We start from the raw sequence: 21,670 nt of genomic DNA on the forward strand, positions 1-21,670 counted from the left end.
CGGTCACTTTTTATCCAGCAAGGGGAATATCAAAAAGTTTTGATATTGCCCTTGCTGGTGCTCAGTGCCTGTTCCACCTGCTCCAGCAGTTCATTCGCGGCCGGACTCAGGCTGTGTTCGCGACGCCAGACGGCATGCAGGTCGCGGCTGATCTGCAAGTCGCGGACGGGCAGGTGGCACAGCTGTCCGTTGCGCAGCTCCTGCTGCACCGCCAGTTCGGAAATCCAGGCCACGGCTTGACCGGCCAACAGGCTGCGCTTTAGCGCCTCGCTATTGCCCAGGGCCATGGCGATACGCGGCTGCAGGCCGAGCGCCTGGTAAGCCTGCTCCAGGGTGGCGCGGGTGCCGGAACCCTGTTCGCGGATCAGCAGGGCGGCGTCGGCCAGCTCAATCGGGCTGATGGCTGCTTGCTTGGCCAGCGGATGACTGGGACTGGCGACGGGCAGCAACGCATCCGTGCCAAGGTGGCGGTGGTTGAACTGCTCCGGGGCGAATGGCCCTTCGATAAACGCCAAGGTGATGGTGTTGTCTTCCAGCTGTTGCAGGCAGGCGGCTGTATTGTCGATTTGCAGGCTCAGCTGCAGGCCGGGGTACTGCTGATGAAACTGCGCCACCAGCGCCGGCAACAGGTAGCTGCCCAGGGTGGCGCTGGCGCCCAGATGCAGCTCACCGCAGCCGAGGCTGGCGAACGCCTGCAGGTCACGCTCGGCGGCCTGCTCCAGAGCAAAGATGCGCTCGGCGTAGGGCAGCAAGCGTTGCCCGGCAGCGGTGAGGGTGACGCCGCGGCTTTGTCGGTCGAACAGTGGCAGGCGCAGGCGGGCTTCCAGCTCGCGGATCTCGCGGGTCACCGCCGGCTGGCTGATAAACAGGCGGGCGGCCCCGGCGCTGATGCTGCCGGTCTGGGCGATGGCGAGAAAGACCTTGAGGTGGTGCAGGTTCATAAATAGAAGGTATGCCTTGTATCTTTTATATGTATTTTACCTATAGCACGGCTGTGCCTAACCTCCCAGTCATGGATCGCCAGTGGCGATTGTCTGTGAGGAATGCCGTGATGTTGCGCCCCTTTACCCGTTTGCATGAGCCGCTGGCTTTTGTTCGTCAATTCACCCCCAACTGGTTCGCCATGACCATGGGCACCGGCGTGCTGGCGCAGGTGGTGGCCAAGCTGCCGCTGTCTTTCCCAGGGCAGCTGTTGCTGGCCGAAGGCCTGTGGTGGCTGACGGTGTTGTTGTACGCGCTGTTCAGTCTGCTGTTTGCCGCACGCTTGCTGCTGTTTCGCGACACCCTCTGGCCGATGCTCGATCACCCGGTGCAGTCGATGTTTCTGGGGGCGATCCCCATGGGGCTGGTGCAGGTGATCAACGGCCTGCTGCTGTTTGCCGTGCCGCTGCATGGCGCCGCCCTCGTGACGCTGGCTCATGGCTTGTGGTGGCTGGCGTTGGTCTTGGCCCTGGGCGCTGCGATCGGCGTGCCGTATTTGATGTTCACCCGGCAGAAGCATGTGCTGGAAACCCTGACCGGCGTCTGGCTGCTGCCGATTGTCGCCCCCGAGGTGGTGGCCAGCGGCGCGGCGGCACTGGCGCCACACCTGGCTGCAGAGTCGGCGCAGTTGCTGCTCAGCCTGGGCTATGTGCTGTGGGGGTTGTCGCTGAGCCTGGCGTTTGCCCTGATCGCCCTGGTGCTGCTGCGCCTGGCTCTGCACAAGTTGCCGGATATGGATTTTGCCGCCAGCAGCTGGTTGCCATTGGGGCCGCTGGCCACCGGTTGCCTGGGCCTGATCAGCCTGGGTCAGGCAGCGCCGCAGGCCTGGCAGGGGACGGCCCTGCAGGGTGCGGCCGAGATGGCGCAGCAGCTGGGCCTGGTCGGCGGGTTGGCGCTGTGGGGCGCGGGGTTGTGGTGGCTGGTGGCGGCCAGCCTGTTCACCCAGCATTACCTGCGCCGTGAGCTGCCGTTCAACCTGGGTTGGTGGGGGTTCACCTTCCCACTGGGGGTGTTCACCCTGGCCACCTTTGCCCTGCAGCAGCTGACCGGCTTGGCCTTCTTCACCTTGGTGGGGCTGCTGCTGGCGGCCAAGCTGGTGCTGGTCTGGTTACTGGTGATGCGCCGCACGCTGCACGGTTTGTGGCATGGCGAGCTGTTTCGCGCGCCGTGCCTGGCCACGCAAACGTCGATTTGAGGCGTCTGGCCCGAGCTAATTGCCGATTGTCCGGGGTTAACGACCATCTGTGATTGCCCCAATAGGCCCCGCTGGGCGAAAATGGCCGCCTTTTTCGACCCCCAGTTGCCCAAGCAGCCCCGTAGGAGATTCAGTGATGCCCAGCCGTCGTGAGCGAGCCAATGCCATTCGTGCCCTGAGCATGGATGCCGTGCAGAAAGCCAACAGCGGCCACCCCGGTGCCCCGATGGGTATGGCGGATATCGCCGAAGTGCTGTGGCGTGATTTCCTCAAGCACAACCCGAGCAACCCGAAATTCGCTGACCGTGACCGCTTTGTTCTGTCCAACGGCCACGGCTCGATGCTGATCTACTCGCTGCTGCACCTGACCGGTTACGACCTGGGCATCGAAGACCTGAAAAACTTCCGCCAGCTGCACAGTCGCACCCCGGGCCACCCGGAATACGGCTACACCCCAGGTGTGGAAACCACCACAGGCCCGCTGGGCCAGGGCATCGCCAATGCCGTGGGTTTCGCTATCGCCGAGAAAGTGCTGGGTGCGCAGTTCAACCGTGACGGCCACCAGATCGTTGACCACTTCACCTACGCCTTCCTCGGCGACGGCTGCATGATGGAAGGCATCAGCCATGAAGTCTGCTCGCTGGCCGGCACCCTCGGTCTGGGCAAGCTGGTCGCCTTCTACGACGACAACGGCATCTCCATCGACGGCGAAGTGCACGGCTGGTTCACCGATGACACCCCGGCGCGCTTCGAAGCCTACGGCTGGCAGGTGATTCGCAATGTCGACGGCCACGACGCCGACGAAATCAAGATCGCCATCGAAACCGCGCGCAAAACCAGCGACCGTCCGACCCTGATCTGCTGCAAGACCACCATCGGCTTCGGTTCGCCGAACAAGCAGGGCAAGGAAGAGTGCCACGGCGCACCGCTGGGCAACGATGAAATCGCCCTGACCCGCGCCACCCTAGGCTGGAACCATGGCCCGTTCGAAATCCCGGCCGACATCTACGCCGAGTGGGACGCCAAGGCTGCCGGTGCTGCCGCCGAGGCCGAGTGGAACGAGCGCTTTGCTGCCTACGCCGCCGCCTATCCGGAGCTGGCCAGCGAGTTCAAACGCCGCGTCGCCGGTGAGCTGCCCGCCGATTTCGCCGCCAAAGCCGCTGCCTATATTCAGGAAGTCGCCGAGAAGGGCGAAACCATCGCCAGCCGCAAGGCCAGTCAGAACGCACTGAACGCGTTCGGTCCACTGCTGCCGGAATTCCTCGGTGGCTCGGCGGATCTCGCCGGCTCCAACCTGACCCTTTGGAAAGGCTGCAAGGGCGTGTCGGCTGACGACGCGTCCGGCAACTATATGTTCTACGGCGTGCGCGAGTTCGGCATGAGCGCGATCATGAACGGCGTGGCCCTGCATGGCGGCTTCGTGCCGTACGGCGCGACCTTCCTGATCTTTATGGAATACGCACGCAACGCCGTGCGCATGGCCGCGCTGATGAAGCAGCGCGTGCTGTTCGTGTTTACCCACGACTCCATCGGCCTCGGCGAAGACGGCCCGACCCACCAGCCAATCGAGCAACTGGCCAGCCTGCGTGGCACACCGAACCTCGACACCTGGCGCCCATGCGACGCCGTGGAATCGGCGGTGGCCTGGACGTACGCCATCGAGCGCAACGACGGCCCTTCCGCGCTGATCTTCAGCCGGCAGAACCTGCCGCACCAGGCCCGCAGCGCCCAGCAGCTGGCTGATGTCGCGCGTGGTGGCTATGTGCTGAAAGACTGCGCTGGCGAGCCGGAACTGATCCTGATCGCCACCGGCTCGGAAATCGGCCTGGCCATGCAGGCTGCCGCCAAGCTGGAAGAGCAGGGCCGCCAGGTGCGTGTGGTATCGATGCCGTCCACCAGCGTGTTCGACCAGCAGGACGCCGGCTACAAGCAAGCCGTGTTGCCGGTGCAGGTCGGTGCGCGGATCGCCATCGAAGCCTCGCATGCCGACTACTGGTACAAGTACGTGGGTCTGGAAGGCCGCATCATCGGCATGACCACCTTCGGTGAGTCTGCCCCGGCCCCGGCGCTGTTCGAGGAATTCGGCTTCACCGTCGAAAATATCCTGGAAACCGCCGCCGAGCTGCTGGACGCCTGATCCGGCGAATGATGGGTGATGCCGCGTTGCGGCTCACCCATCCTACGGTTCCCTATCGAGACCACCATGCCCAAGCGCCCCTATCGAATTGCCCTCAACGGCTACGGCCGTATCGGCCGCTGCGTGCTGCGCGCGTTGCATGAGCGTGGCGCCGGGGCGCAGCTGGAAATCGTCGCGCTGAATGACCTGGCCGACCAGGCCAGCATCGAATACCTGACCCGTTTCGACTCCACCCACGGGCGTTTCCCCGGTGAGGTGAAGGTCGACGGTGATTGCCTGCATATCAATGGCGACTGCGTGAAAGTGCTGCGTCAGGCGACGCCTGAGGCCATCGATTGGGCAGCCCTGGATATCGACCTGCTGCTCGAATGCTCGGGCCAGTACACCAGCCGCGCCGATGCCCAGCGTTTTATCGATGCGGGTGCGCCACGGCTGCTGCTGTCGCAACCGATGGCCAGTGAGGCGGATATCGACGCTACGGTGGTCTACGGGGTCAATCAGGATTGCCTGACGGGCCGCGAACAGCTGGTGTCGAATGCCTCCTGCACCACCAACTGTGGCGTGCCGCTGCTCAAGTTGCTGAATGAGACGGTGGGCATCGACTACGTGTCGATCACCACTATCCACTCGGCGATGAACGATCAGCCGGTGATCGATGCCTATCACCACGAAGACCTGCGCCGTACGCGCTCGGCCTTCCAGTCGGTGATTCCGGTGTCCACCGGCCTGGCCCGCGGTATCGAGCGCCTGCTGCCGGAACTAAGCGGGCGCATCCAGGCCAAAGCTATTCGCGTGCCGACGGTGAATGTTTCGTGCCTGGATATCACCTTGCAGACTGCTCGCGATACCTCGGCGGCCGAGATAAATGCCGTGTTACGTCAGGCGGCCGAGAGCGGCCCGCTCAAGGGGTTGCTGGCCTACACCGAACTGCCACACGCCAGTTGCGACTTCAACCATGACCCGCATTCGGCGATTGTCGACGGCAGCCAGACCCGCGTCTCCGGGCCGCGTCTGGTGAATTTGTTGGCCTGGTTCGACAACGAGTGGGGCTTTGCCAACCGCATGCTTGATGTTGCTGAACACTTTCTCTCCCTGACTACTCCAGCCCCCGTGAAGGACTGAACTATGACCGTTCTGAAGATGACCGACCTCGACCTCGCCGGTAAGCGCGTGCTGATCCGCGAAGACCTCAACGTGCCGGTAAAAGACGGCGCGGTGAAGAGCGACGCGCGCATCCTCGCCTCCCTGCCAACCATCAAGCTGGCGCTGGAGAAGGGCGCAGCGGTCATGATCTGCTCGCACCTGGGTCGTCCGACCGAAGGCGAGTTCAGTGAAGAGAACAGCCTGGCGCCCGTTGCCGCTTACCTGAGCAAGGCGCTGGGCCGCGATGTCCCGCTGGTGGCGGATTATCTGGGCGGCGTTGAGCTCAAGGCGGGCGAGATCGTGCTGTTCGAGAACGTGCGCTTTAACAAGGGCGAGAAGAAAAACGCCGATGAACTGGCCCAGCAATACGCCGCGCTGTGCGACGTGTTTGTTATGGACGCCTTCGGCACTGCTCACCGCGCTGAGGGTTCGACCCATGGCGTGGCCAAGTTCGCCAAGGTCGCCTGTGCCGGCCCGCTGCTGGCGGCCGAATTGGATGCCCTGGGCAAGGCCCTGGGTAACCCGGCCAAGCCAATGGCCGCAATCGTTGCCGGCTCCAAGGTGTCGACCAAGCTCGACGTGCTCAATAGCCTGAGCCAGATCTGCGACCAGCTGATCGTCGGTGGTGGCATCGCCAACACCTTCCTTGCCGCCGCCGGTTTTCCGGTGGGCAAGTCGCTGTATGAAGCTGATCTGGTCGACACCGCCAAGGCTATCGCGGCCAAGGTCAGCGTGCCGTTGCCGGTTGACGTGGTAGTCGCCAAAGCCTTCGCCGAAGACGCCGAAGCCACCGTCAAGCTGGTGGCTGATGTGGCTGAAGACGACATGATTCTGGATATCGGCCCGCAGACCGCTGCGCAGTTTGCCGAGCTGCTGAAGTCGTCGAAGACCATCCTGTGGAACGGCCCGGTCGGGGTGTTTGAATTCGACCAGTTCGGCAACGGCACCAAGGTGCTGGCCCAGGCCATCGCCGAAAGCCCGGCGTTCTCCATCGCCGGCGGTGGTGACACCCTGGCCGCCATCGACAAATACGGCGTTGGCGCGCAGATCAGCTATATCTCCACCGGCGGCGGCGCGTTTCTCGAGTTCGTCGAGGGTAAGGTGTTGCCGGCCGTAGAAGTGTTGGAACAGCGCGCTAAAGCGTGAACAGCCTGATCAGGGAGCGAGCCACGATGCTGAAAAGAACCACGCTGCTGACGTTGCTCAGCCTGCTTGGCGCCTGCGCCAGCCAGCCGGCACCGTCGGATAACTGGACGCGCTGGGTGTGCGACAGTCAAACCGAAGTACTCTGGCGTTTTGCCGACAGCAGCCGTGAGTCCGTTGATCTGCGCCTGGGCGGCGGCGATATTGTCTATCGCCTGACTCAGGAGCCATCCGGCTCGGGTGTGCTGTATAGCGACGGCATGCTGTCCTTTCACACTAAGGGCGAAGAAGGGCTGGTCTACTGGACGGCCAAGGATGACCTGATCGGCCGTGGCTGCAAGGCACCCTGACAACGACTTGAATACAGGCCGGGCTCACCCCCGGTCTGAATGACTTGAATAGCGCCTGCCCCTGCGGCAGGCTTGCACGATTAACGAGCCCCACCGGGAGAAAGAACACCATGGCACTTATCAGCATGCGCCAGATGCTCGACCACGCCGCCGAATTCGGCTACGGCGTGCCGGCCTTCAACGTCAACAACCTCGAGCAGATGCGCGCGATCATGGAAGCGGCCGACAAGACCGATTCCCCGGTGATCGTCCAGGCTTCCGCCGGTGCCCGTAAATACGCCGGCGCGCCCTTCCTGCGTCACCTGATCCTGGCCGCCATCGAAGAGTTCCCGCATATCCCGGTGTGCATGCACCAGGACCACGGCACCAGCCCGGATGTTTGCCAGCGCTCGATCCAGCTGGGTTTCAGCTCGGTGATGATGGACGGCTCGCTGAAAGAAGACGGCAAGACCCCGGCCGACTACGACTACAACGTCCGCGTGACCCAGCAGACCGTGGCCTTCGCTCACGCCTGCGGCGTGTCTGTGGAAGGTGAGTTGGGTTGCCTGGGCAGCCTGGAAACCGGCATGGCCGGCGAAGAAGACGGTGTTGGCGCCGAAGGCGTGCTGGATCACAGCCAGATGCTGACCGACCCGGAAGAAGCTGCCGACTTCGTCAAGCAAACCCAGGTCGACGCCCTGGCCATCGCCATCGGCACCAGCCATGGTGCCTACAAGTTCACCAAGCCACCTACCGGTGACATTCTCGCCATCGACCGCATCAAGGAAATCCACAAGCGCATCCCCAACACCCACCTGGTGATGCACGGTTCCTCGTCGGTGCCGCAAGAGTGGCTGGCGATCATCAACCAGTACGGCGGCGACATCAAAGAAACCTACGGCGTACCGGTTGAAGAAATCGTCGAAGGCATCAAGTACGGCGTGCGCAAGGTCAATATCGACACCGACCTGCGTCTGGCGTCTACCGGTGCCATGCGCCGCCTGATGGCCGAGAACCCAAGCGAGTTCGACCCGCGTAAATTCTTCGGCGCCACCGTCACCGCCATGCGTGATATCTGCATCGCGCGCTACGAAGCCTTCGGCACTGCCGGCAACGCCTCGAAGATCAAACCGATCTCCCTGGAAGGCATGTTCCAGCGTTATGCAAAAGGTGAGCTGGCCGCCAAGGTCAACTAACCCCAGACAATCAGCTGCGCGTCGGCGCTACGGCGTTGAAAGCAGCCTCGGAATGCTCATGTACAACTCGTACACTCCGCTTCCTCGGCTGCTTTCGCCTTGTATCGCTCTAGCTCGCAAGATCGTGCGTAATTTGTACTTAGAGCCCCGCCGATGCGGGGCTTTTTGTTATCCAGGAGGACTCTATGACGAGGTTGATCGCGCTGTTAGTCGGACTCACCGCATTGGCCGGCTGTACAAGTCAGCCGCCGGTTAGCGAGCCGCCAGCCGTCATGGTTGTGGCGAGCGATCCGCAGCACTGTGATAGCCGCGCCGAGTGCACCACCAAGACCTCGCGCACGCTGCTGTTTGTCTTCGACTACGCCGCAGCCGGCGCGGCGCTGGTGCAGCGTGACGGACGTTTGCTGTTTACCCCGGCCGATGCGCCCGTCACTGACTGGCCGGCGCTATATATCCGTCTGGCCGAAGCCGAGCAGAGCGCCTTTGCCTTTAATGCGCAGTGCCGGGCGCAGACCTGTCGCCTGACGGCCGCGCAGCTGTTGCAGATCTACCGCAGTTATTTGCGTGGGCAATCCTGTGATTTTCATGTCGACGCTCGGTCCTGTGTGGATCAGGCGCAGTAATCCCAGGTAGATGCATTGAGGGTTTGCGGTACGAACGAGTTGGCACTTGCGTTGCGATCAGTTGCGCAAATTCGGGATTTAACCAGTAAAAGCCGGCTAAGTTGCAGGCAACGTGCGGTGATTGGCGTCTTCACGGTAGGGGGCTGGATAGAATCCGCGCCCCTTACTATTCATCAAGATGATGACGCTATGTTCAGAAAAATAATCAGAAAAGACCTGCACGCCTGCGCACTAATCCTGGCTTTGACGCCACTGAGCGCGGCGCTTGCTGAGGTTAACCAGGCCCCTGAAGTGCGGGGGCACAGTGAGCACATCGCCGCGGGTAAGGTGAATGCCAGCTGGATCTGGGCGCGCGATGCGCAAGGCGAGCGGATCACGTTTGCCATTACCAAGCAGCCCAAGTACGGCCGTATTCAGCTGGATTGGAACACTGGGCGTTATGAGTATCAGCCGACTGCCAGCGCCCCTGGCCATTACGACGAATTCGAATACCGCGCTACCGATGGCAAGAGCTGGTCGGTACCTGCCGTGGTGCAGCTTAACCTGTTGCCTGCAGACGGCAGCGCCGGTAATCGTGCGCCAGAGGCGACCAGCCAGGTTCTGGCGGTGAGTACCAATACGCTGTTTGAAGCGACTCTGTTGGGGCGGGATGCGGACCGCGACCCGTTGACGTTCAGCATCATTGATTACCCACGCCTGGGCAGCCTCAAGCTGGATGGTAAAACCGGGCGCTACAGCTATCGGGCCTATCGTGAGCAGAACGCCGAGGACAGCTTCAGCTACCAGATCAGGGACAGTACGCATGCCCATTCTGGTATTACTCAGGTTCGTCTGCAGTTGCGTAGCGGGGCACAGCCACAGCCGCCGGTTACACCTCCCGTTACACCACCGGTGCAGCCCCCGATAGAGCCGCCGGTTACGCCGCAACCTCCGGTGCAGCCGACCCTGCCGCCGCTGGACCCTTCGCTGCGGAGCAAAGCGGATTTCTCGCCAATGGTCCGTGAGGTACTGGAGAACGAGTTCTTCGTGGAGCATTTCCAGCATGCCAAGGCTGGACGTCTGGAGGCGGTATTGGCCGCCATCGACTTCCTGGCCCGCCAACAACAGATTCAGGACCCTGACCTGAACAAGCTGTTGTACTACGTGCGCGCCTATAACTACTTCCTGGGTTTCAGCAAGGCCACTGCGGCGCAGTTGAGCATGCTGGAGCACGCGCTGTTCCAGGTGTCGAACATGCGTGAATTGCTGACCTATCAGAAAGCCTCGGGTGAGGTGATCGAAGGTTATGTCGTCGGTCTGGGTGCGCTGATGGCTACACCGCAAGCCAGTGCCGGCATCGTGCGGCACCTGCCGCGTTTGCAGGCGCTACTGCAGCATTTCACCACTACCGCGCAGCTGAGCAAGGAGCGCAGTTACGGTGATGCAGTGTTCGAGACTTTGAACCTGTTTGACCGTTTTGGCTGGGCCGAAGGCGCATTACGCAGTGCGTTGATTCAGGACAGCCGCTTTCCAGACGCGATCGCCCAACTGGCCAGCAGCCGCAATGCGCTGTGGCTCAATCGCGATGGCTTTATCGTAATGAACGCCATTGAGGCCTTGGGCAAACTTGCCCAGCTGAGTGATGGCGTCTGGCGTGAGGGCAGCAACCGTGCAGTACGCCAGGTGATGCAGGCGCATCTCGGACAAGGGGCGCTGGATGATCTGGAGCTGAAGAGCAACTTCCGCAGCTATTACGTGGACTACGCCTACCGTGCAGATGTTGACGGTGCGTGCAGCAGCCTGTTCAACGGGCTGTGCTACAAGTTTGAAATCGCTCAGGTGTTGCCGCACACGCACGTCTGCGGTCCCACGCTGAAGGTGCGTTCACAGCCATTGAGCCAGACGCAAATGCTGGACATCTGTCAGAGCCTGGGCAAGCAGGAGCAGGACTTCCATCGCATCATGCAAACCAACTGGACGCCGGTTGCCGATGACCTCAACGCGGCTCTGGAATTGGTGATTTTCTCCAGCCGCGAGCAGTACCAGAAGTTCGGCGGACTGCTGTATGGCTTCAGCACCGACAATGGCGGCATGTACCTGGAAGGCAGCCCTTGGCTGGCGGGCAATCAGGCGCGCTTCTTCGCTTATGTGCAGGCGGGGCAGGTGTGGAACCTGAATCATGAGTACGTCCACTACCTGGACGGTCGCTTCAATCAATACGGCGCGTTTGGCCACTACCCGTTGAATCTGACCACCTGGTGGGCGGAAGGCTTGGCGGAATACCTGGCTTGGGGAAGCCATTTCGAGCGTGGCATGAATGACATCAGCCGAGTGGCTGCTGGCCAGCGCCCGAGCCTTGAGGCGATCACCAAGCTGAGTTACGAGAGTGGCAGCAGCATGGTTTATCACTGGTCTTATACCTTGCATCGCTACCTGCAGGAGCGTGATCCAGCCCGCCATTTGGCCTTGGCCGCACACCTGCGCCGCAATGACCTAGGCGCCTACCGGCAGGGGCTGGATGAGCTGAACCGGCTGCACGGCGCCCAGTATCCGCAGTGGCGCGATCAGCTACTTGCCAGCTGGCTGCAACAACCCCGTAGTGCGGCGCAGCTGAGTGAGGTGCAGGACATACCGGAGCATGCCACGGTGCATCAGCGTCAGCTGGACACGCGTGCAAGCCTGGCCCGTCCACCGCGTGACTGAGGTACGGCTGGCCTAGAGCCACGCTTTGCTCGCTAATCAATGCTCGTATCCTTGGATACGAGCATTTTTTATGGGCCGCTTATTGCGAGTCTGCGTTGCGCATCGATATTGACGGCAGGCCCGGCAAAGCTTTTAGAAACTGCATGATCGCCAGGTTTACTCGCGCGGTGTCGCTTGGCGAAAGAATCTCGCCAGCCAGCACATGGTGCGATGGGTCTTGGGTGTCCTTGAGGGCAATCAGCTGCTTGTGCGGTGAGCCGAAGCGAGCGAAGGCGGCTTCGATGGCGGGGGCGCTGACCACCTGATCGTCCTGCGAATAGAGCGTGAGAATCGGCGTGCTGATCTGCTCCAGCGGCTGCTCGCGTACGTACTTCACCAGCGCCATCATCGGCAGCAGCGCCTGCACCGGGTAGCGGTGGCTCCAGTAGCGCGCCTGTTCGGCATTGCGCGGTTGCCATTGATGCTCGGGGCCCAGCAGTAACGGCACGAAATGGCTGGCCCAGGGCCAGGTCAGCACGGTGGCGGCTGGGTCTTTGGGGGCGAAGTTCGGCGATACCATGATATAGGCCAGCACCTGCGGGTTCTCACCCTGCAACGCCAGCCAGGTGGCGAGGGTGGCGCCGGTCGAGGTGCCGATCACCAGCACCTGTTTGCCCAGGCGCTGGCCGATCTGCAAAGCCTCCTGGCTGTCCTGCAGCCAGTCGTGCACGCTGGCCTCGGCCATCGCCGCGCCACTGCGGCCGTGACCGTTGAGGCGAGTAGCGAACAGGTTGGCGCCCAGTTGCTCGGCCAGTTGTTCACTTAGCGGCGCGGTTTCCTGGCGGGTGGCTGAGTAGCCATGCAGGTAGATGATTGCCAGGTCCGTCTGGCGTTGATCCGGGTGGGCCCAGACGATGGTTTTTTCCGCGCCGGGGGTAATGTCCGGGTAGCGCGCTTCGCTCTCGGCCAGATAACGGTTGAGGTCGGCAGGCAGCTGGACCGAGCTCAGTTGTGTGTCGACCGGTGGCACGGGACCGAGGCTGAACACTACGGCGAATAGCGCAAGCGTCAGGGCGCAGAAGGACAGGGCTTTTTTCATCGTGCGGTTCTTGTGTGGGTTGTTGTCGGCAGGATGGCTGCTGGCATTCTGCTACAGCGCTGTGGCTGCGCCTATCGCCCATTTGTGGGCTTGGTAAAACCATGTAAAACACCTAGCACATGCCGCACGGCGCGCTGGTCCATACTCGGGCCACTGTCGTCTCTGGAAGTCCGCCCGCATGCCGAGCAAATTGCGCACCCTGCTGTACTTCTTCCTGGCTGTGCTGCTGGCGAGTGTGATGGGCACTGTGCTGCAGACTCAGTTCAATCTGGCCAATCTGCAAGCACTCGGCGCGCCCATGCCGCTTGGCGTGCGGGTGCACACTACCTGCCTGGACCTGCTGGGCTTTAGCCCGACTTTCGCGGTGCTGGTGATCCTCGGATTTATCTTTGCCTTGCCGGTGGCGAGCGGCCTGGCGCGCGTCTGGCCAACAGGCCGCTGGCTGCTGTTTGCCCTGGCCGGAGCAATCGCGGTGCTGGCGGCGATGGCGCTGGCCAACGCGCTGCTGCCGATGCCGACGCTGATCGGCGCCAACCGCACGCTGGCCGGCACCCTCGGGCTGATGGCCTGCGGCAGCCTGGGCGCGCTGTTATTTGCCGTGCTGGCGCGGCGCTCGTTGCCTGCACAATCCTGATTGATTCCTCTGTGAGCAAAAGGCCCGAACCATGCTGAATACCTCCCGCGCTCTGTTGTTGCTTGGTCTGCTTGGCAGCAGCCTGGCGCACGCCATGGATTACCGCATCGAAACTGTGACCGCAGGCCTGGAGCACCCCTGGTCGCTGGCCTTTCTGCCGGATGGGCGCATGCTGGTGACCGAGCGGGTCGGCCGCCTGCGCATCATCGAGCCGGACGGCAGTCTTAATCCGCAGCCGGTCGGCGGCGTGCCCGAGGGCTTTGTCGCCGCCCAGGCCGGGCTGATGGAGGTGCTGCTTGACCCCGAGTTCGCCAGCAATCAGCAGCTGTATCTAAGCTACGCCTACGGCACCGCCCAGGCCAACAACACCCGCCTGAGCAAGGCGCGGCTGGTCGATGGCCAATTGCAGGAGCTGCAGGTGCTGTTCAGCGCGCAGCCGGCCAAAGCAGGTGCCGCGCACTATGGCGGGCGCATGGCCTGGCTGCCGGATAACAGCCTGGTGCTGACCCTGGGCGATGGCTTTGACCTGCGTGAGCAGGCCCAGGACCCGACAAACCATATCGGCAAGATTGTGCGCCTCAACCGCGACGGCAGCATTCCCAAGGACAACCCGCTCGTAGGCCAGGCCGGCGCCGCCGCGGAGATCTACAGCCTGGGCCATCGCAACGTGCAGGGCATCGTCTACGACAGCCAGCTGCAGCGCCTATACAGCCACGAGCACGGTCCGCGTGGCGGCGATGAGCTGAACCTGATCGAGCCCGGCAACAACTATGGCTGGCCGCTGATCACCTTTGGCGTCGATTACACCGGCGCGCAGATATCGCCTTACACCGAGCTGCCCGGCCTGCAGCAGCCCTTGTTGCAATGGACGCCCTCGGTCGCACCGTCGAGCCTGACCCTGTACCGCGGCGCGCTGTTCCCCGAATGGCAGGGCGATCTGTTTGCTTCGACCCTGGCCGAACGCAGCGTGCGCCGCATTCGTCTGCAGGACGGCAAGCTAGCCGGTGAAGAAGTGCTGTTCGAAGAGCTGGAAGAACGTATCCGTGACGTGCGCGTGGGGCCGGATGGCGCGCTGTATCTGCTCACCGATAGCGCCGATGGTCGGTTGCTGCGGGTGGTGCCAAGCCAGTAACCGCGCCGCTGAGTGGTGCGAAAAGCCGCCCCCTGGCGCGTGCGGCTTGCGGCATAATTCACGGCCTTATCGTGCCGCGTTACTTCGACCATGACCCCGCTTAAATACCTGCAAGGCTACCCGACCCAGCTGCAAGACAAGATCCGCCAGCTGATCGCCGAGCAGCGCCTGGGCGATTACCTGGCGCGGTCTTACAGCGGCAAGCACGGAATTCAAAGCGACAAGGCGCTGTACGCCTATATCCAGGGCCTCAAGCAGGAGCACCTGCGTAATGCCCCGGCCATCGACAAGGTGCTCTACGACAATCGCCTCGACCTGACCCATCGCGCCCTCGGCCTGCATACGGCGATCTCGCGGGTGCAGGGCGGCAAGCTCAAGGCGAAGAAGGAAATCCGCGTGGCCTCGCTGTTTCGCGAGGCCGCGCCGGAGTTTTTACAGATGATCGTGGTGCACGAGCTGGCGCATTTGAAGGAGGCCGAGCACAACAAGGCCTTCTACAAACTCTGTGAATACATGCTGCCGGGCTACCACCAGCTGGAGTTCGACCTGCGGGTGTACCTGACCTGGCGCGAACTGCCCGGTTCGCTCGGCGAGTTGTCAGCCCCGCAGCAGTAGATTGAGCTGATCCACCACCTCGGCCCATTCGGCGTCGGCCAGTAGCTGTTGGCGGAGAAAATCGGCTTGGGCGGTGTCCCAGAATGGCGCATCGGCTAAGCGGCAGTCTTCCGGCAGGGGCGAGTGGCGCTTGATAAAGCGGTCAATGCTTTCCTGGTCATGGTCGAGCCCCAGTTGCTGGAACAGTGTTTCGAGCTCTTGGACGTTGGCTTGCATAGCGGTCTCCCCTGAAAGCTATCGGCTGATAGTCCTTTAGTCGACCGACAGATGCGTAAACAGTTGCATGACGGTGCGTTGCCCTGCTGCGGCCCCGACTGACCTGCTAGGCTGGCAGATATCGCCACCCTGTGGCTGAGGCCGCTACCCCATGTGTTCGAACTTTCTGCGCAGGCTGTCGCTGGCATTTTGCTGTGTGCTGTTGATCCCGCCCCTGGCGGCGCGCGAACTTTTGGCTGTAGGCAGTAACTTTCCCGGCGTATTTGAGCAGCACGGCAGTGGTTACAGCGGCCTCGCCACCAGTGTATTGCGCCAGGCACTGGAGCCGTTGGGCTACCAGGTTCGCTTCGAGCTGTATCCCTGGGCCCGTGCGCAGCACATGGTGGCGCGTGGGGAGGGCGATATCCTTATCGGCCCCTACAAGAACGCCGCACGTGAGCAACTCTTTGCCTTCTCTGCTCGGCCTTTCTACCGCGACCACATCGTCTTCTACCGCCAGCGCGGCAGCGTATTGAGCTGGCGCGGCGACTATCAGCAGTTGCTCGGTCGGCGCATCGGGGTGGTGCGTGCCTGGGCCTATGGTGCGCGTTTCGACAGCCTGCGCGAGCAGCTCGAGTTAGTCACCGTGGAAAGGGTCGAGAATGGCCTGAAGATGCTCGGTGCCGGCCGCCTGGATCTATTGGCCAGCAATCAGCGTAATACCCAGTCGGTGCTTTTAGCATTGGGGCTGGCTGACAAACTCGAACAGCTTGAAACGCCGATCGACCTGCAGGACGGCTACTTCGCCTTTCCCCGAGATGAGCGTTACCGGCCTTTGCGTGAGGAGTTCGATCGGGCGCTGCAGCAGATGATCGAGCAGGGCCGGCTGGCGCAGTTGGCTGCCGACTGGCACGTGGATATTCCTTAAACGACTCGCACTATTTCCAATAGCTGCACACCACTGGCCAGGCGCAGGGTCACTTCGTCGCCAACGGTCTTGCCAAGCAGGATCTGCCCGAGGGGCGCTTGCGGGCCGATTACCTGCACGGCCTGGCCATCCTGCAGCAGCTTCATCGCCGCGCCGTCCGGGCCGAGGAACAGGCATTGGCGGCGGTCTTGGTCGTCGCTTAGCTCAATCAACGCGCCGAGTTGAATGCCCAGCTGTGGGTCAAAGGTGCGTAATACCAGCTGCTTCCAGTTTGCCAGGGTCTGGCGAATGGCGGCCGCGCGGCGTGCCTGCCCGGTGGCCAGATAGGAAGCCTCCAGGCCCAGGGTGTCGTATTTGTTTTCGGCGATGTTTTCTTCGTGGGTCGCCGTTTCATAGGCGGTCAGCGCCGCCTGCTGGGCCTGCAGCAGGTCATCTTCGAGGCGGGCGATTACCTGTTGCAGCAGCTGGGGTTTGTTCATGTTTGCTTCTTCAGTAAGTGCGCGGCCAGGGTGCGCAGTGGCCCGAGCTGGCGGCAGATCAGCGCCAGCTGGGTTTGCAGCAGGCGTTGTTGGTCGTCCAGGTCGTCGCTGAGTTGTTCAAGCTCGGCGGCTAGTTGCTCTTCGGCGTCACTGTGGATGGCCACCGGGCGCTCCTCGTTGAGGCAGCTGGCAATCTCTTCCAGGCTGCTGGCCAACTGGCTGGCGCTGCTCAGCAGCGGATTGTCGCTGCCGCTCAGGCTGGTTTCGCCACGGTGCGCGCCGAGGCCCGATAGGTAGCTCAACAGGGTGTGCGAGAGCACCAGAAAGCGAAAGCCGATATCCGCTTCCTTACGGAAATGCCCCGGCTCCATCAGCATATTGCCCAGGGTGGTCGACAGCGTGGCGTCGGCGTTGTGCGCATTGCGCCGCGCCAGGCGGTAGGCCAGGTCGTCACGTTTGCCGTTGGCGTACTGAGCGATGATTTGCTGCAGGTAGCGGCTGTTGCAGCTCAGGGTGCTGGCCAGCAGGCGGTTCAGACGACGGCCCTGCCAGTCCGGCAGAATCAGCAGCACCGCCAGGCCGGCGATCAGGCTGCCGAGTAGGGTGTCGACCAGCCGCGGAATAAACAGCCCGTAGCCATCGCCGACCTGGTTGAAGCAGAACAGCACCAGCAGGGTGATGGCGGCGGTGGCCAGGGTGTAGCGGCTGCTACGCAGGGCGAAGAACACCACCCCGGCGACCACCGCGAACAGCGCCTGCACCAGCGGGTTGGGGAACAGGTCGAACAGCGCCCAACCCAGCAGCAGGCCGAGCACCGTGCCGCTGATGCGCTGCACCAGCTTGAGCCGGGTCGCGCCGTAGTTCGGCTGGCAGACGAATAGGGTGGTCAGCAGAATCCAGTAGCCTTGGGTCGGGTGAATCCAGTGCAGCATGCCGTAGCCGGCGGCCAGCGCGATGGACAAGCGCAGGGCATGGCGAAACAGCAGTGAGGTCGGCGTCAGCTGCAGACGCAGGCGTTCCCAGACATCCTTGAGCGACTGCGGTTCGCGATCGAGCAGGCTGCTGTCCTGCTGCTCGGCCATGGCGTCGGGGTTGCTGGCGTTACCCAGCAGCGTATCCAGGCTGCGCAGGTTGCCGGCCAGCGCGCCGAGCGAGCGCAGCAGGTGGCGCCAGGCCGGGTTGCTCTGCACGCGCAGGTGTTCGAGGGAGTCGTGCAGGTCGTCCAGTGCCTGGCGGCACAGCTCGCGGTATTCGAATGGCTGGCGCAGCTCGATGGCCTGGGCCAGCCGCTGGCAGGCCTCGCCATGCAGGCGCAGCAGGCGCTGGCAGCGAAACAGCACATCGCTGTGGAAGAACGCCTCGGCCAGCTCGTTGTACGGATAGTGCGAGGAGCTGGCGCGCTCGTGGATGTCCTGAGCGAGAAAGTACAGTTTCAGGTAGCGACTGACCTTCGGCCCGGGCCGGCCATTACCGACCCGGTGCAGGATGATTTCCTTGGCCGCATTCAGCGCCGCCACCACCCGGCCATTCTGTTTGGCCAGAGCCAGGCGGCGTTCTTCCACATCGAGCTGGCGCAGCGGTTCGAACAGCGCCGCCTTGAGCTTGAGGTACTGGCCCAGCTCACGAAACAGCCGCGCCAGGCTGTGCTGCACCGGCTGGTTGGCAAACAGCGCATTCCACAGCACCGACAGCAGGCCGTACCAGGCTGCGCCCGCCACCAGCAGCAGCGGCTCCTGCCAGAGCCCCGCCGCGCCACCGCGCTGTTCCACGCCGATCATGCTGTACACCGCGAGAATCAGTGTGGCCGCGCCGAGGGTGGCGTAGCGTTCGCCGAGGGCGCCGAGCATGGTCAGGGCAAAGCTCGACAGCGCCAGGGCGCAGACGAACAGCCAGGGGTAGGGAAAGAGAAACTCCACCGCATAGGCCGCCACACTGAAGCAGCCGAGGGTCACCAGCAGTGCCATCACGCGGCCTTGCCAGCTGTCGTCGGTTTCCGCCAGGGCACTGGCGATGACCCCGAGAAACAGCGGGATCAATGCATGCATCCAGCCCTGCGACCAGCACAGCAGCAACGCCCCGCTCAGGGCAATAAACACCCGCAGGCTGTAGCTGAATTTATCCTGAGCCCAGAGACGACGAAGCGAGTGGCGCAGCGCAGTGGACGGCATGGCCCGACCTTGATCAACCGTAACAGGTAGCAGCCTAACGGAGTCTGTCTCGACTTGGCAGCAGCAAGCGCTGCTCGGGCCGATTAAAATGTCGCGCTGATCGGTTGTGTGAGGTGAATCACCGTGGCCGGGCTACGCTGAAACTATCCGCTCATTCGCGAGGCATCTGCCGTGTTGTACACCTGTGTGCGTGGATTGCTCGCGTTGCTGCTTGCCAGCTTGTTGTGTGTGAGCCTACAGGCCCAGCCGCTGCGCCTGTACACCGAAGAATACCCACCGATCAACTTCAGCGAAGAGGGCAAACCGACCGGGCTGGCCACCGAGGTGGTGCAGGCCATCATGCAGCGCACCGGGCAGAGCGCGCCGATTACTGTGGTGCCCTGGGCGCGCGGTTATCAAGAAGCCCTGACCCGTGCCAATACTGGGCTGTTCGTGACCATGCGCACCCGTGAGCGTGAACAGCTGTTCAAATGGGTCGGGCCGATTACTCGCAACGTCACCAGCTTCTACGCGCTGCGCCGCTCCTTTCTGTCTATCAGTCGTTTAGAGGAAGCCCGCGAGTACGGCGAAATTGCCGTGCCGCGCGATTGGTACAGCCACCAGCGCCTGCTGGCCGAGGGCTTCAGCAACCTCACCCCGGTCACCGGGCCGGCGCAGGTGGTGAGCATGCTCAAGCGCGGGCGGGTCAAGCTGATGGTGCTGGATAACCTCAGCCTCAATGCGCTGCTGGCGCAGGGTGATATCCAGGCCGATGAAGTGCAGCTGTTGTTCAACTTTATGCATAGCGACAGCTATATCGCCTTTTCCCAGCAGACCGATGACGCCTTGATCGCCCGCTGGCAGCGCGAACTCGACAGCATGAAACGCGACGGCAGCTTTGCCGCGATCCATCAGAAGTGGCTGCCGGGTGAGCCGTTGCCGCCGCTTGAGCCTGCCCCAGCGCCCTGAACGGTCAGACGTATTGCGCGGCGGCGTAACCCGAGGCCCAGGCCCACTGGAAGTTGAAGCCGCCCAGATGCCCCGTCACATCCAGCACTTCGCCGACAAAATACAGCCCTGGCGATTTCAGCGACTCCATGGTCTTCGACGACACCTCGCGGGTATCCACGCCGCCCAGGGTGACCTCGGCGGTGCGGTAACCCTCGGTGCCGGCTGGCACCAGCTGCCAGTCGCCGAGCTGCTCGGCAATCGCCTTGAGCTCGGCGTGGGTGTACTGCTTCATTGGCTTGGAGGCGAACCAGTTGTCCGCCAGCAGGCCGGCCATCTTCTTGGTAAACAGCTCGGCGAGCAGGGTTTTTAGTTCGCTGTTAGGGCGTTCGCGTTGTTGCTGCTCCAGCCACTCGGGCAGGTCGATATGCGGCAACAGATTGATGCTGATAGCCTCGCCGGGTTGCCAGAATGAGGAAATCTGCAGAATCGCCGGGCCGCTGAGGCCGCGGTGGGTAAACAGGATATTTTCCTTGAAGCTCTGGCCGTTGCAGCTCACCACGCAGTCTTCCACCGAGGTGCCGGACAGCTCAGTGCACAGCGCCTTGAGCTGCGGGTCGGTGATGGTAAACGGCACCAGGCCGGCGCGGGTCGGCAGCAGTTCGTGGCCGAACTGCTTGGCCACCTGATAACCAAAGCCGCTGGCGCCGAGGGTCGGGATCGACAGGCCGCCGGTGGCGATCACCAGTGATTCGCAGCGCACTGCGCCGGCGCTGGTCTGCAGCTGGTAGCCGTTATCCAGCTTGCTGATCTCGCTCACCGAGGTGTCCAGACGCAGCGTCACGCCGGCTTCATCACACTCGCTGAGCAGCAGGTCGAGGATGTCGCTGGCCTTGTTGTCGCAGAACAGCTGGCCGAGCTTTTTCTCGTGGTACGGCACGCCGTGTTTGGCCACCAGGCCGATAAAGTCCCACTGGGTGTAGCGCGCCAGGGCCGACTTGCAGAAGTGCAGGTTTTTCGAGAGAAAGTTGCTCGGCTCACAGTACATATTGGTGAAATTGCAGCGCCCACCGCCGGACATCAGGATCTTCTTGCCGGCCTTGTTGGCGTGATCCAGCAACAGCACCTGACGCCCGCGCGCCGCAGCGGTCAGCGCGCACATAAGCCCGGCGGCACCGGCTCCGATAATCACGACCTGGGGTGTAAGCACAGCTATTTCCTCAACCTGCGACACGCGCCAAGGCTGGCGCAAAACAGCGCGCATCTTAACGTATGGTCAGTGGGGTGTGGCTGCGCCAGTGATCGACTAGGATTAGTGCTCCGCTATCTCTGGAACCGCCGTTGATGAATGGACTGCGTGCCTGCCTGCTGTCGTGGGCGCTGTTGGCGCCTCTGTATGGCCATGCTGCAGAGACCTTGCGGTTGGTGGCGGACCCTTGGCCGCCATTCAATGACCAGACGCTGCTGAACAATGGGGTGTCCTCCGACCTGGTGACCACCGCGCTGACTCGCGCCGGTTACACCACCAGCTATGTGCAGGTGCCGTGGGAGCGTGCGGTGCGGGGGTTGCAGCAGGAAATCTATGATGTGCTGATCAACGCCTGGTACACCGACGAGCGCGCGGTTTTTGGCCATTACTCACAGCCCTACCTGATCAACCGCGTGCGGTTTCTGCAGCGCAAGGGCAGCCAGATAAAATTCACCCAGTTGCCCGACCTGTACCCCTACAGCATTGCCGTGGTGCGCGGTTATGCCTATTCCAGCGAGTTTGATCAGGACAGCCGGCTGACCAAGGTCGGCGTGGTCGGCTTTGAAGTGGGCGCGCGCATGCTGCAGGCGCGGCGGGTGCAGCTGACCCTGGAGGACGAGCTGGTGGCGCGCTATCACCTGAGCCGCAGCCTGGCCGGGATTCGTAATCAGCTGGAGTTTCTGCCGCAGCCGTTAAGTGAGAACGGCCTGCATATTTTGGTCAGCCGCAAACACCCGCAGCATCAGCAGATTGCCGATGCCTTCAACAAGGCGATTGAGGACATGCGCGCCGATGGCAGCTATGCGCAGATTTTTCAGCGCCATGGTTTGTAGCGG

At 62.6% G+C, this 21,670-nt stretch carries 20 protein-coding genes; 14 read left to right on the forward strand and 6 right to left on the reverse strand.

Features of this window, described 5'->3' with window-relative positions; genetic code table 11:
- Window positions 1-29 precede the first annotated feature (29 nt).
- A complete protein-coding gene (locus P3C18_RS03165; protein WP_275960418.1) occupies window positions 30-941 on the reverse strand; it encodes a LysR family transcriptional regulator in 912 nt (303 codons plus the stop codon).
- A gap of 110 nt (window positions 942-1,051) precedes the next feature.
- On the opposite strand from P3C18_RS03165, the gene P3C18_RS03170 reads away from it, so the two are divergent.
- The 8 genes from P3C18_RS03170 (at window position 1,052) to P3C18_RS03205 (ending at window position 11,429) form a co-directional block, all read left to right on the forward strand.
- Window positions 1,052-2,176, forward strand: coding sequence for a TDT family transporter (locus P3C18_RS03170; RefSeq protein ID WP_275960419.1), 1,125 nt, complete (start codon window positions 1,052-1,054; stop codon window positions 2,174-2,176).
- 136 nt (window positions 2,177-2,312) lie between these two features.
- Window positions 2,313-4,313 (forward strand): transketolase, encoded by a 2,001-nt coding sequence (tkt, locus tag P3C18_RS03175; protein ID WP_275960420.1) that lies wholly within the window; start codon window positions 2,313-2,315, stop codon window positions 4,311-4,313.
- 66 nt (window positions 4,314-4,379) lie between these two features.
- A complete protein-coding gene (gene epd, locus P3C18_RS03180; RefSeq protein ID WP_275960421.1) occupies window positions 4,380-5,435 on the forward strand; it encodes an erythrose-4-phosphate dehydrogenase in 1,056 nt (351 codons plus the stop codon).
- A gap of 3 nt (window positions 5,436-5,438) precedes the next feature.
- The gene (locus P3C18_RS03185) at window positions 5,439-6,602 is read left to right on the forward strand and encodes a phosphoglycerate kinase (protein WP_275960422.1); all 1,164 of its coding nucleotides are present in this window, start codon (window positions 5,439-5,441) and stop codon (window positions 6,600-6,602) included.
- 26 nt (window positions 6,603-6,628) lie between these two features.
- Window positions 6,629-6,949, forward strand: coding sequence for an MliC family protein (locus tag P3C18_RS03190; protein WP_275960423.1), 321 nt, complete (start codon window positions 6,629-6,631; stop codon window positions 6,947-6,949).
- Window positions 6,950-7,059: 110 nt separating this feature from the next.
- Entirely contained in the window at window positions 7,060-8,124 is a 1,065-nt protein-coding gene (fba, locus tag P3C18_RS03195; protein ID WP_275960424.1) for a class II fructose-bisphosphate aldolase, read from the forward strand.
- 185 nt (window positions 8,125-8,309) lie between these two features.
- Complete coding sequence (locus P3C18_RS03200) at window positions 8,310-8,747, forward strand: hypothetical protein (protein ID WP_275960426.1); 438 nt, start codon at window positions 8,310-8,312, stop codon at window positions 8,745-8,747.
- 189 nt (window positions 8,748-8,936) lie between these two features.
- Entirely contained in the window at window positions 8,937-11,429 is a 2,493-nt protein-coding gene (locus tag P3C18_RS03205; protein ID WP_275960427.1) for a collagenase, read from the forward strand.
- A 79-nt stretch (window positions 11,430-11,508) separates the two neighbouring features.
- Here the strand turns inward: P3C18_RS03205 and P3C18_RS03210 are convergent, their stop codons facing one another.
- Window positions 11,509-12,507, reverse strand: coding sequence for an alpha/beta fold hydrolase (locus P3C18_RS03210; protein WP_275960428.1), 999 nt, complete (start codon window positions 12,505-12,507; stop codon window positions 11,509-11,511).
- A gap of 178 nt (window positions 12,508-12,685) precedes the next feature.
- On the opposite strand from P3C18_RS03210, the gene P3C18_RS03215 reads away from it, so the two are divergent.
- The 3 genes from P3C18_RS03215 to P3C18_RS03225 all read left to right on the forward strand — a co-directional run bounded on the left by P3C18_RS03215 (window position 12,686) and on the right by P3C18_RS03225 (window position 14,888).
- A complete protein-coding gene (locus P3C18_RS03215) occupies window positions 12,686-13,141 on the forward strand; it encodes a hypothetical protein (protein ID WP_275960429.1) in 456 nt (151 codons plus the stop codon).
- Between the two features lie 31 nt (window positions 13,142-13,172).
- The gene (locus P3C18_RS03220; RefSeq protein WP_275960430.1) at window positions 13,173-14,273 is read left to right on the forward strand and encodes a PQQ-dependent sugar dehydrogenase; all 1,101 of its coding nucleotides are present in this window, start codon (window positions 13,173-13,175) and stop codon (window positions 14,271-14,273) included.
- Window positions 14,274-14,363: 90 nt separating this feature from the next.
- Complete coding sequence (locus P3C18_RS03225; RefSeq protein WP_275960431.1) at window positions 14,364-14,888, forward strand: M48 family metallopeptidase; 525 nt, start codon at window positions 14,364-14,366, stop codon at window positions 14,886-14,888.
- Here the strand turns inward: P3C18_RS03225 and P3C18_RS03230 are convergent.
- Window positions 14,871-15,104, reverse strand: a complete 234-nt coding sequence (locus P3C18_RS03230; RefSeq protein WP_275960432.1) for a DUF2789 domain-containing protein — start codon at window positions 15,102-15,104, stop codon at window positions 14,871-14,873. The genes P3C18_RS03225 and P3C18_RS03230 overlap by 18 nt on opposite strands.
- Window positions 15,105-15,255: 151 nt before the next feature.
- On the opposite strand from P3C18_RS03230, the gene P3C18_RS03235 reads away from it, so the two are divergent.
- Window positions 15,256-16,011: a transporter substrate-binding domain-containing protein gene (locus tag P3C18_RS03235; RefSeq protein WP_275960434.1), complete on the forward strand. Its 756-nt coding sequence runs from the start codon at window positions 15,256-15,258 to the stop codon at window positions 16,009-16,011.
- Here the strand turns inward: P3C18_RS03235 and P3C18_RS03240 are convergent.
- Together P3C18_RS03240 and yccS are read right to left on the reverse strand one after the other, a co-directional pair.
- Window positions 16,008-16,490, reverse strand: a complete 483-nt coding sequence (locus P3C18_RS03240; RefSeq protein ID WP_275960435.1) for a GreA/GreB family elongation factor — start codon at window positions 16,488-16,490, stop codon at window positions 16,008-16,010. The genes P3C18_RS03235 and P3C18_RS03240 overlap by 4 nt on opposite strands.
- On the reverse strand, window positions 16,487-18,658 hold the full coding sequence (yccS, locus tag P3C18_RS03245; RefSeq protein WP_275960436.1) for a YccS family putative transporter: 2,172 nt from the start codon (window positions 18,656-18,658) through the stop codon (window positions 16,487-16,489). Before yccS ends, P3C18_RS03240 begins: the two co-directional genes overlap by 4 nt.
- Before the next feature lie 228 nt (window positions 18,659-18,886).
- Here yccS and P3C18_RS03250 point away from each other — a divergent pair, with 228 nt between their 5' ends.
- Complete coding sequence (locus P3C18_RS03250) at window positions 18,887-19,606, forward strand: transporter substrate-binding domain-containing protein (protein ID WP_275960438.1); 720 nt, start codon at window positions 18,887-18,889, stop codon at window positions 19,604-19,606.
- A 4-nt stretch (window positions 19,607-19,610) separates the two neighbouring features.
- Here P3C18_RS03250 and P3C18_RS03255 read toward each other — a convergent pair whose 3' ends face one another.
- Window positions 19,611-20,795: an NAD(P)/FAD-dependent oxidoreductase gene (locus P3C18_RS03255; RefSeq protein WP_275960439.1), complete on the reverse strand. Its 1,185-nt coding sequence runs from the start codon at window positions 20,793-20,795 to the stop codon at window positions 19,611-19,613.
- Between the two features lie 134 nt (window positions 20,796-20,929).
- Between P3C18_RS03255 and P3C18_RS03260 the strand changes: the two genes are divergently transcribed.
- The gene (locus tag P3C18_RS03260; RefSeq protein ID WP_275960440.1) at window positions 20,930-21,667 is read left to right on the forward strand and encodes a transporter substrate-binding domain-containing protein; all 738 of its coding nucleotides are present in this window, start codon (window positions 20,930-20,932) and stop codon (window positions 21,665-21,667) included.
- Window positions 21,668-21,670 lie beyond the last annotated feature (3 nt).

Source organism: Pseudomonas sp. 1928-m (genome assembly GCF_029269135.1).
Taxonomy (GTDB): domain Bacteria; phylum Pseudomonadota; class Gammaproteobacteria; order Pseudomonadales; family Pseudomonadaceae; genus Aquipseudomonas.

Coding starts and splice junctions, on each gene's coding strand:
- P3C18_RS03215 (WP_275960429.1), top strand. CDS start 12,686: ATGCCGAGCAAATTGCGCACCCTGCTGTACTTCTTCCTGGCTGTGCTG.
- P3C18_RS03230 (WP_275960432.1), bottom strand. CDS start 15,104: ATGCAAGCCAACGTCCAAGAGCTCGAAACACTGTTCCAGCAACTGGGG.
- P3C18_RS03240 (WP_275960435.1), bottom strand. CDS start 16,490: ATGAACAAACCCCAGCTGCTGCAACAGGTAATCGCCCGCCTCGAAGAT.
- yccS (WP_275960436.1), bottom strand. CDS start 18,658: ATGCCGTCCACTGCGCTGCGCCACTCGCTTCGTCGTCTCTGGGCTCAG.
- P3C18_RS03185 (WP_275960422.1), top strand. CDS start 5,439: ATGACCGTTCTGAAGATGACCGACCTCGACCTCGCCGGTAAGCGCGTG.
- fba (WP_275960424.1), top strand. CDS start 7,060: ATGGCACTTATCAGCATGCGCCAGATGCTCGACCACGCCGCCGAATTC.
- P3C18_RS03200 (WP_275960426.1), top strand. CDS start 8,310: ATGACGAGGTTGATCGCGCTGTTAGTCGGACTCACCGCATTGGCCGGC.
- P3C18_RS03220 (WP_275960430.1), top strand. CDS start 13,173: ATGCTGAATACCTCCCGCGCTCTGTTGTTGCTTGGTCTGCTTGGCAGC.
- P3C18_RS03225 (WP_275960431.1), top strand. CDS start 14,364: ATGACCCCGCTTAAATACCTGCAAGGCTACCCGACCCAGCTGCAAGAC.
- P3C18_RS03260 (WP_275960440.1), top strand. CDS start 20,930: ATGAATGGACTGCGTGCCTGCCTGCTGTCGTGGGCGCTGTTGGCGCCT.
- P3C18_RS03235 (WP_275960434.1), top strand. CDS start 15,256: ATGTGTTCGAACTTTCTGCGCAGGCTGTCGCTGGCATTTTGCTGTGTG.
- epd (WP_275960421.1), top strand. CDS start 4,380: ATGCCCAAGCGCCCCTATCGAATTGCCCTCAACGGCTACGGCCGTATC.
- P3C18_RS03210 (WP_275960428.1), bottom strand. CDS start 12,507: ATGAAAAAAGCCCTGTCCTTCTGCGCCCTGACGCTTGCGCTATTCGCC.
- P3C18_RS03190 (WP_275960423.1), top strand. CDS start 6,629: ATGCTGAAAAGAACCACGCTGCTGACGTTGCTCAGCCTGCTTGGCGCC.
- P3C18_RS03165 (WP_275960418.1), bottom strand. CDS start 941: ATGAACCTGCACCACCTCAAGGTCTTTCTCGCCATCGCCCAGACCGGC.
- tkt (WP_275960420.1), top strand. CDS start 2,313: ATGCCCAGCCGTCGTGAGCGAGCCAATGCCATTCGTGCCCTGAGCATG.
- P3C18_RS03170 (WP_275960419.1), top strand. CDS start 1,052: ATGTTGCGCCCCTTTACCCGTTTGCATGAGCCGCTGGCTTTTGTTCGT.
- P3C18_RS03205 (WP_275960427.1), top strand. CDS start 8,937: ATGTTCAGAAAAATAATCAGAAAAGACCTGCACGCCTGCGCACTAATC.